The sequence below is a fragment of the Streptomyces atriruber genome (genome assembly GCF_001418325.1).
Taxonomy (GTDB): domain Bacteria; phylum Actinomycetota; class Actinomycetes; order Streptomycetales; family Streptomycetaceae; genus Streptomyces; species Streptomyces atriruber.
In genome coordinates this window covers 1-7,992 of sequence record NZ_LIPN01000054.1, presented here as the reverse complement: position 1 = coordinate 7,992, position 7,992 = coordinate 1, and the positions used below count along the sequence as shown (strand labels likewise).

At 73.6% G+C, this 7,992-nt stretch carries 9 protein-coding genes, 1 tRNA gene and 1 pseudogene; 4 read left to right on the top strand and 7 right to left on the bottom strand.

Annotated features, from left to right (window positions below; all coding sequences use genetic code 11):
• The coding region (locus tag AOK03_RS06225; RefSeq protein ID WP_157868870.1) for a helix-turn-helix domain-containing protein at positions 1 to 361 on the bottom strand (361 nt) is incomplete at its 3' end.
• 264 nt (positions 362 to 625) lie between these two features.
• Between AOK03_RS06225 and AOK03_RS06220 the strand changes: the two genes are divergently transcribed.
• Complete coding sequence (locus AOK03_RS06220; protein ID WP_055564152.1) at positions 626 to 1,264, top strand: hypothetical protein; 639 nt, start codon at positions 626 to 628, stop codon at positions 1,262 to 1,264.
• Positions 1,265 to 1,493: 229 nt separating this feature from the next.
• Here AOK03_RS06220 and AOK03_RS42440 read toward each other — a convergent pair.
• Positions 1,494 to 1,593 (bottom strand) — tRNA-Glu (locus AOK03_RS42440).
• Positions 1,594 to 1,665: 72 nt separating this feature from the next.
• On the opposite strand from AOK03_RS42440, the gene AOK03_RS06215 reads away from it, so the two are divergent.
• Positions 1,666 to 2,853 (top strand): alpha/beta fold hydrolase, encoded by a 1,188-nt coding sequence (locus AOK03_RS06215; protein ID WP_055564151.1) that lies wholly within the window; start codon positions 1,666 to 1,668, stop codon positions 2,851 to 2,853.
• On the opposite strand, the gene AOK03_RS06210 is transcribed toward AOK03_RS06215, so the two are convergent.
• Both AOK03_RS06210 and AOK03_RS06205 read right to left on the bottom strand, forming a co-directional pair.
• Positions 2,840 to 3,343, bottom strand: coding sequence for a MarR family winged helix-turn-helix transcriptional regulator (locus tag AOK03_RS06210; RefSeq protein ID WP_055564150.1), 504 nt, complete (start codon positions 3,341 to 3,343; stop codon positions 2,840 to 2,842). The genes AOK03_RS06215 and AOK03_RS06210 overlap by 14 nt on opposite strands.
• Positions 3,344 to 3,357: 14 nt before the next feature.
• Complete coding sequence (locus AOK03_RS06205) at positions 3,358 to 3,954, bottom strand: type 1 glutamine amidotransferase family protein (RefSeq protein WP_055564149.1); 597 nt, start codon at positions 3,952 to 3,954, stop codon at positions 3,358 to 3,360.
• 186 nt (positions 3,955 to 4,140) lie between these two features.
• Between AOK03_RS06205 and AOK03_RS06200 the strand changes: the two genes are divergently transcribed.
• On the top strand, positions 4,141 to 4,788 hold the full coding sequence (locus AOK03_RS06200; protein WP_055564148.1) for a DUF4956 domain-containing protein: 648 nt from the start codon (positions 4,141 to 4,143) through the stop codon (positions 4,786 to 4,788).
• Entirely contained in the window at positions 4,785 to 5,597 is an 813-nt protein-coding gene (locus tag AOK03_RS06195; protein WP_055564147.1) for a VTC domain-containing protein, read from the top strand. The genes AOK03_RS06200 and AOK03_RS06195 overlap by 4 nt, the downstream gene beginning before the upstream one ends.
• On the opposite strand, the gene AOK03_RS06190 is transcribed toward AOK03_RS06195, so the two are convergent.
• The 3 genes and pseudogenes from AOK03_RS06190 to AOK03_RS42435 form a co-directional block, all read right to left on the bottom strand.
• A complete protein-coding gene (locus tag AOK03_RS06190) occupies positions 5,530 to 6,879 on the bottom strand; it encodes a sensor histidine kinase (protein WP_055564146.1) in 1,350 nt (449 codons plus the stop codon). The two genes, AOK03_RS06195 and AOK03_RS06190, sit on opposite strands and share 68 nt — an antisense overlap.
• Positions 6,879 to 7,574: a response regulator transcription factor gene (locus AOK03_RS06185; RefSeq protein WP_055564145.1), complete on the bottom strand. Its 696-nt coding sequence runs from the start codon at positions 7,572 to 7,574 to the stop codon at positions 6,879 to 6,881. The genes AOK03_RS06190 and AOK03_RS06185 overlap by 1 nt, the downstream gene beginning before the upstream one ends.
• 67 nt (positions 7,575 to 7,641) lie before the next feature.
• Positions 7,642 to 7,992 (bottom strand): annotated as a pseudogene (locus AOK03_RS42435) (hypothetical protein); the annotation flags it as partial.

The following is a 7,992-nucleotide window of genomic DNA, read 5'->3' as shown; positions in this document are numbered from 1 at the left end:
GTGCGGTGGTGTCCTTCGCCGCTGCCTCTGGTGCGGTGGTGTCCTTCACCGTTGTGTCCGGTGTGGTGGTGCCCTCCGCCGCACGAGGCCGGCGGCGGGCCTCCAGTGCCAGGAGCCAGCGGCGGTGGAGTTCCAGGCGCTGCTCCGGCGTCGCCCCGCACAGGGCCGCGAAGCGTTCCACGGGGGCGAAGTCGAGCGGCACCGCGTCGCCCGCGCAGTAGCGGTGCAGCGTCGAGGTGTTCATGCCCAGACGGCGGGCCAGCGAGCCGTAGCTCCGGTCCGTGCGCTCCTTCTGCGCCCGCAGCAGCGCCGCGAACTCCGCCACCTCGTCGACGCCGTCGCCGTCGTCCTGTGCCGACACAGGGCCCCCCGTTCTCGTACGACCCCACCCGGCCCGGGACGGTATCCCAGGCACCCCATGTACCTGCACGTCAGAGGGGCTGGGATGGTTCCACCGCGGCCGATCGGGCGTCGGTTGTTGCGCAGGGCCGTCGTGACCGCTGATGCTCTTGGTGCCGCACCGACCAGGTCCGCACCGACCAGGCCGGGCCGACCGAGCCCAAGCCGACCACTCGGCCTCGCCGCGGCACCCACGTCCACGCACTCCTCCACGGGGGTAACAGCCATGTCCAAGCGCATCCGAACGAGCGCTCTCACCGCACTCGCCGTCGCCGCCCTCGCGGCGGGCACGGTCCTCACGGCACCGTCCGCCGGCGCCGCGCCCAAGGCCGCCGAGCCGAAGGCCGCCGCGCCCAAGCTCCTGTCGGCGTCCCAGCTGCCGCCGCACCCGACGTCGTCCTGGACCGCGGGGCCGACCACCGAGGGCTTCCCGGAGGCGCTCGGCCTCTGCGTGAGCACGGAGGGCGTGCCCTCCTACGACTACCGGCACCGGGAGTTCCGCACCGACGTGGACACCGGCGCCGTGCAGTTGACCGTCGTGGCGGACTCGGCCGCCCTGGCCAAGGGCCTCGCGAAGCACTACGACGACCTGATCCGCACCTGCGCCGACCGCATCGAGAAGGCGTCGCCCGACGTCGCGGCCGAGGGCCGGGACTACGGCAAGCTGCCCGTCGAGGAGGGCGCCCGCGTCCGCGGCCTGCACACCGAGACGTCCTCGGGCGCCACCGACGTCGCTCTGCTGTCGGTCGGGCGGGACGGCAGGACCGTCACCGTCGTGAAGTGGGGACAGCTGGGCGACTTCGGGGACGCGCCCGTGGCCGCCTTCAAGAAGACCACGACCACGGCCGTCAACAAGCTGTACTGACCGGGCGGTCACCGGGCCGGCACCGGAAAAGGCCAGGGGCCGTCCTCCCGCCACGGGGGTCGGAAGGACGGCCCCGCCGGTCGTGTCGGCCGCGCCCCGGCACAGGCCCCGACACGACGAAGCCGCCCGCCTGGTTCCCCCGTGGCGGACGGCTCGCGTCGAGTGTCCAGAGATCAGACCGGCGACGGCGACGTAGCGTCCTGGGCCGCTGGACGACACCGACCAGGGGTCGGCGACGGGATTCGAACCCGCGTTGCTCTCTTGAGAGGAGAAGTAGCCGCAGCCTGCGCACCTGAACGAGATCCACCGTAGCCGCGGCGCGCCCGCCGGGCACGTGAATTGACGCGCTCCTGGCGATCCCCGTTTGACTTGGACCGAGGTCCAGGTCAGAGGCTTGCCCCATGAGCGAAGAGGAAGAGCGGTTCGGCATCGGGGAGGCCGCCGCGCGTACCGGTCTCGACCCCGACACATTGCGGTACTTCGAGCGACAGGGGGTCCTGCCCGCCCCGCGGCGTGACACCGCCGGGCGTCGTCAGTACGTCGCCGCCGATGTCGAGCTGATCCGCATGCTGGTCCACCTGCGCGAGACGGGGATGCCGCTGGCCGACATTGCGCAGTTCACCGGCGCCGACGCCGGGGCCGCCGACCCGTCGCGGCTGCGGCTCGACCTGCTCGCGGCGCATCGCCGTCGCGTCGAGGACCGCCGCGACGCGCTGGACCGCGCCCTCGACGTGATCACCCGCAAGATCGCGGACTACGCCGGTCGAACGGCCGACTCACCGCAAGTGCTGCGGCGGCCCGACACGACGATCGCCCACAGCGTCCAGGGGGAGGGGCCGCCGCTCTTCCTCGTCGGCGCGCCGGTCGGGCGAGGCGGGTTCGCCGCTCTCGCGGACGAGCTCGCGGGGCAGTTCACCGTCGTCACCCATGACCCCCGCGGCATCGGTGCCAGCCGCGCGACCCGGGGAATGGCCGAGCCCACGCCTGAAGTCCTCGCCGAGGACCTGGCCGCACTGGTCGACACGTTCACCGGCGCGCCCGCGATGTTCGTCGGCGTGAGCGGCGGGGCGGTGACCCTGCTCGAACTGGCCGTGCGTCATCCCCATCTCGTCGGGTCGGCCGTGCTGCACGAACCGCCCCTGGTCACGCTCCTGGACGACGACGCCCTCGCGGATCGCGCCGCCGCCGCGTTCGCCGTCGCGGCGACCGATCCCCAGCGGGCCGTTCAGGAGTTCTACGACCTGAGCGGCGCCGCCCACCACACGGGCCCGGACGAGCTGCCTCCCGCGCATGTCGCACTGCCGGAACTACCGGCCGAGGAGCTCGACAAGAACCGCTACTTCCTCGGCCGGATGGCCGGTCCCAGCGTCTTCTACGAGCCCGACGCCGAGGACCTGCGCCGAGCCCGGTTGACGGTGTGCGCGGGGGCGTCGAGCCATCACCAGATGGCGCGTCGGGCGGCCCACGCCCTGGCCGCCCTGCTGCACCAGCCCCTGATCGACATGCCCGGCAACCACATGGGCGCGAGCGCGGAACCGGCGGAGTTCGCCCGCGCTCTCGTACCGCTGCTGCTCTCTACGGCTCCGTGACGGATTCCGGGTCGCCGTCCGTGACGCCGCGGTCCGTGACGCCGTCCAGGACCACGGCGAGGCGTTCCAGCACCCGTGCCGTCTCCGCGAACCCGTCCTCGCCGAGCGCGTCCGCCAGCCGCGCCGCCAGCTCCGCATGGCCCGGCTCGATCCGTGCCACGGCCGCCCGGCCCGCCTCCGTCGGCCGGAGCAGCTTGGCGCGGCGGTGGGCCGGGTTCGGCACGTACTCGGCGAGTTCCTTGCGTACCAGGAGGTCCGCCACGCGCTGCACGCTCTGCCGCGTGATGCCCATCGTGCGGGCGATGCCCGCGACCGGCAGCGGTTCGCGCAGCACCGCGCCGAGCACCTGCCACCAGGCCGCGGTGAGCCCGGCGGGCTTCGCCAGTTCCTCGGAGGCGGTGAGGAACTGCCCGTTGAGGCGGAAGACGGTCAGGGCGGTGCGGCTGAGCAGGTCCTGGTGGGTGGGGGTGGGGAGGCCGCCGTCGGTCATCAGGTGCTCCCCGCTCACGAGTTGAGCGTCTCGTACGCGGCCGGGTCCGAGTCGTGGAAGAGGCGGTACCACGCGTCGAGACGCTCGCCCTTGAAGACGTCGCCGAGGCGGCCGAAGATCTCGCGGGCGAACGCGACCGGCTCGGTCGGGCCCGCCGTGATCAGGTCGCCGTCGGTGACCGCGTCCGTCTCCACGTACCGCTCGCCGCCCTTGTAGCCGGTGGCCGCCAGGTACATCGACGCCGCGCTGGTGTGCGCACGGTCGTCGAGGAGCCCCTCGCGGGCGAGGCCCGCCGTGGCCCCGCAGATGGCGCCCACCGGCACGCCCGCGGCCAGGAACGCGCGGGCCGTGCGCGCGAACGGCGCGAGGTCGTCGCCCGTGTCCCACAGGTCGCCGCCCGGCAGGATCAGCAGGGAGCTGTCCTCGGGGCGCAGCTCGGCGAGGGAGAGATCGGGCCGGACCCGCAGGCCGCCGATGGAGACGACGGGGGCGGCCGTCGGGGCGACCGTGCGGATCTCGTAGCCGAAGCGGGCGAGCCAGGCCGTGGTGTGGCCGGTCTCCCAGTCGGCGAACGCGTCGTAGAGCGCCAGGTGCACGGGCTTGCGGGACATGAGGGCCTCCGGTGTCTGCGTGCGGTGCGTAAGGGCTGGTGCCGTGTGTACGTAAGTATGCTGTCAAAACGGCAGTGTGCTGTCAATGGGATTCGCGGCGCGAAGCTGCGGCGGGAAGTCACGGCGCGGAGTTCGTTAACGCCCACGAGGGGCGGCCTTAACCTCCCGCTCCCTAGCGTCCTCGGCATGGACAGCACACTGACCCTCAGCGCCCACCTGGCCCTCGACCTGGCCGCCGTCGCCCTGCTGACCTTCGGCGTCTTCTATCCGCGGCACCGCAGGCGTGAGCTCGTCCCCGCGTATCTCGCCCTGAACGTCGCGCTGTTCGCGATCGTCGCCGGGCTCGGGACGGTCGGCGGCGACGGCGGGCTCGCCCTCGGCTTCGGGCTCTTCGGGGTGCTCTCGATCGTGCGGCTGCGCTCCGACGCGCTGCAGCACCAGGAGGTCGCGTACTACTTCATCACCCTGGTGCTCGGCCTGCTCTGCGGTCTGCCCGCGCTGAGCCTGCCCGTGGCGTCCCTGCTCGCCGGTGTCCTGCTCGCCGTGATGTACGGCGCCGACCACCCCCGCCTCTTCGCGCGCGACCGGCGGACCGTCGTCACCCTCGACTCCGTCCACCGCGACGAGGAGTCCCTGCGGGCCGAGCTCGCGCGGCGGCTCGGGGAGCCGTTGGGGTGGACCGTCCAGGAGGTCGATTACGTACGTGACCTCATGGTCCTGGAAGTACGTTTCCGTCAGCCGGAACCTTCCGTGCCGTCCGGGGAGTTGACGGTACGACGACGCACGACCCGGTCCCGCACGATCGCCCCCAGCCACCCGAAGGAGACCGTGTGAACCCCGCCGTACGCGCCATCGGCCGCGCCGCGACCGCCGCGCACCCCATCGCGCTGGACGAGGTGAACGCCAGGGCGGAGCTGCTCGCCCGCTTCGACAACAGCTACCTCGTGCCGGTCGAGATATTCGAGGATCTCGCCGCGCTGCTGACCGACCCCCGACGGGCCGGTGGGCCCTTCCGGGCGCTCAGCATCGGAGGGAAGCGCTGGTTCCGGTACCACTCGACGTACTACGACACCCCCGACCTCGGCACCTTCCACGACCACCGGCAGGGACGGCGGCTCCGCTACCGCATCCGGGAGCGGATCTACCGGGACAGCGGGGAGCGGCAGTTCGAGATCAAGCTGAAGAGCGGGCGCGGCGAGACCGTCAAACACCGGCAGCGCCTGGAGGGCGACGATCACGCCCTGGACGGGGTCCGGCTCGGATTCCTCGCCGGTGTGCTGCGCGGGTCGTACGGCATCGAGGCCCCGGAGGGCCTCACCCCCTCTCTCGTCACCGACTACCAGCGGGCCACCTTCGTCGCCGACGGGCAGCGCGTCACGTGTGACGCGGGGCTCGTCGTGCGGGACACGGTGACGGGGCGCAGCGCCGCCGCCGACAGCGGTCTCGTGCTGGTGGAGACCAAGACCAAGGGGCATCTGACGGAGGCCGACCGGGTGCTGCACCGGTTCGGGGTGCGGGCCGCGGACTTCACCAAGTACTGCGGAGGGTATGCCGCGGTCCGGCCCGAGCTGGGCATCAACAAGTGGGCGCGGGCGGTGCGGACGGCGTTTCCCCGGGCGGCGCGGGAGGGAACGTCAGCGTGACGCGGGCGCCGGTGCCGGATTCCGTGGTCGGGGCCGTTCCGAAGCGGCCGCCCGCCTCCTCGGCCGTGCGGCGCGCGATGTCCAGGCCGAGGCCCGTGGAGCCCGCGCCGCTCGTGCCGCGGCCGGGGGCGGTCGCGGGATCGGGGAGGCCGGGGCCCTCGTCGGCGACGGTGAGCTCCGCCCCTCCCTCGGCCGTCCGGCGGACCGTGACGGAGAAGTCCGTGCCCTGGGGGGTGTGGTCGAGGACGTTGCCGATCAACGCGTCCAGGGCGGCGGCGAGTTCGTCCTCCGGCACGGGTACGTAGGTCGCGGCGTCCGGCGTCGTGGTGCGGGCGTCGCGGCTCTGGTCCTCCGCCAGCGGCGCCCAGAACGCGGCGCGTTCGCGCGCCACCGCCGCCAGGTCCGCGCGCGGCGCCGCGCGCAGCGGGCGCCGCGCCTTGCGGATCACCTCGTCGACGCTGCGCTCCAGGGCCGTGACGTCCGCCGCGATGCGGTGGGCCTCGTCCGTGTCGCGGAGGGTCTCCGCGTCCAGGCGCAGGGCGGCCACCGGAGTGCGCAGGCGGTGCGCGAGGTCGGCGGCGTTCTCCCGCTCGGCGGCGAGGAGTTCGTCGATGCGGGCGGCAAGACGGTTCAGCTCGCCCGCGATCAGGCGCAGCTCGGGTGGCCCCTCCGGCTCCGCGCGGGCCGTCAGATCTCCCGCGGCCAGGCGGTCCGCTGTGCGGGCGAGGCGGCGAGTCGCACCGACGAGCCGGGCGCCGAGCCGGTCGGCGAGGAGCAGCCCGAGGAGGACGAGGCCCACGCCGATGCCGGCCAGCACGAGCCAGGACGCCAGCGTGCCCGCGTACAACTGCCGTTCGGTGAGCGTCACCTGGACCACCGCCGTGCCGTCCTTGGCGCCCTGCACGGGGACCAGGACCAGTCGGCCGCCGGAGCTGGTCTCGTAGGTGAAGGCGCGGCCCGTGCGGGCGAGGCGCACCGGGTCCGTGACGGCGGGCCCGCTCCGGGGCCCGGGGCCGATGACGCGGTCGTCCGCGAGGATCAGCGACGTGCGGGCCAGGCCCTTTCCGTTGACGCTCTCCACCGTCTGCTCGGCCGTCTCCCGCTCGTCCGCGGTCGCCAGGGTGGGGCCGAGGGCGTGGGCCACCCACTGGGCGCGGGCGGTGGCCTCGGCCGTGGCGCGGTCCGCGGCGTGACTGCGGGTCAGCAGGGTGAGGGGGACGAGGAGCGCGGTGAGGACGAGGGCGGTCGTCGCTGCGGTCAGCAGGAGGAGGCTGCGGCGCATCAGGCGGGGTCCTGTTCGCCGGGCGCCGCGAGCTTGACTCCCACGGTGCGGACCGTGTGCAGGTAACGGGGGTGCTGGGCCGTCTCGCCCAGCTTGCGGCGGAGCCAGGAGAGATGGACGTCGACCGTCTTGTCGGCGCCGCCCAGGGGCTGTTGCCAGACCTCGGCGAGCAGTTCGCGGCGCGAGACGACCTGGCCGGGGCGGCGCGCGAGATAGGCGAGGAGGTCGAACTCGCGGGGCGTGAGGTCGACGGCGACCTCGTCGAGGGTGACCTCGCGGGACGCGGGGTCGATGGCGAGGGCGCCCACCCGCAGCGGCTCCTCGGTCTCGGCCACGCCGAGGCGGCGCAGCACCGCCTTGATCCTGGCGTCGAGTTGGGCGGCGCCGAACGGCTTGACGATGTAGTCGTCCGCCCCGGCCTCCAGGACCGTGACCATCTCCGGCTCGTCGTCGCGGGCCGTCGCCACGATGACGGGCACGTCGCTGACGGCGCGCAGCATGCGCAGCACCTGCGCCCCGTCGACGTCCGGCAGCCCCAGATCGAGGACGACCAGGTCGGGCCGGCTGGTCACCGCCGCGTCCAGCCCCGCCATGCCGCTCGGCGCGGTCGCCACGGCGTGGCCCTTGTCGCGCAGGGCCCGCACCAAGGCGCCGCGGAGCTGGGGGTCGTCCTCGACGACGAGAAGATGCGCCATACAACCACCGTAGTCAGGGGCGGGGCGGAACCTTGACCGGGGCCTCAACCCGGGCCTTAACCCGGCGTTAGGAAACGATGCGGCACAGTGGCGGGATGAGGAAGTGGCGGAACGCTGTCGTCACGGCCGCGTGGGTGGCCCTGGGGACGGCGGCGGGGGCGCTGGGCGCCTGGCAGCTGGCGAGTTCGGACGGGGCGGGGGGTGCGGCGCCCAGTCGTCCGCTGGACGAGGCGGCGGTGCGCAGGGCGATGGCGTCCTCGTCCACGAACCCGCCGCCTCCGTCTCCGAATCCACCCCGTAAGCCGACGTCGTCCTCGTCTTCCGAGCCGTCCTCGTCGTCCTCGTCGTCCTCGACCTCCGCGCCGTCCTCGGGACGATCCACGGTCCGTTGCACGGCCGGCGCCGCCACGGTCGAGTG

What these genes read in the sequence shown, in the direction of transcription:
- AOK03_RS06220 (WP_055564152.1), top strand. Translation starts at nt 626, where the DNA reads ATGTCCAAGCGCATCCGAACGAGCGCTCTCACCGCACTCGCCGTCGCC.
- AOK03_RS06215 (WP_055564151.1), top strand. Translation starts at nt 1,666, where the DNA reads ATGAGCGAAGAGGAAGAGCGGTTCGGCATCGGGGAGGCCGCCGCGCGT.
- AOK03_RS06210 (WP_055564150.1), bottom strand. Translation starts at nt 3,343, where the DNA reads ATGACCGACGGCGGCCTCCCCACCCCCACCCACCAGGACCTGCTCAGC.
- AOK03_RS06205 (WP_055564149.1), bottom strand. Translation starts at nt 3,954, where the DNA reads ATGTCCCGCAAGCCCGTGCACCTGGCGCTCTACGACGCGTTCGCCGAC.
- AOK03_RS06200 (WP_055564148.1), top strand. Translation starts at nt 4,141, where the DNA reads ATGGACAGCACACTGACCCTCAGCGCCCACCTGGCCCTCGACCTGGCC.
- AOK03_RS06190 (WP_055564146.1), bottom strand. Translation starts at nt 6,879, where the DNA reads ATGCGCCGCAGCCTCCTCCTGCTGACCGCAGCGACGACCGCCCTCGTC.
- AOK03_RS06185 (WP_055564145.1), bottom strand. Translation starts at nt 7,574, where the DNA reads ATGGCGCATCTTCTCGTCGTCGAGGACGACCCCCAGCTCCGCGGCGCC.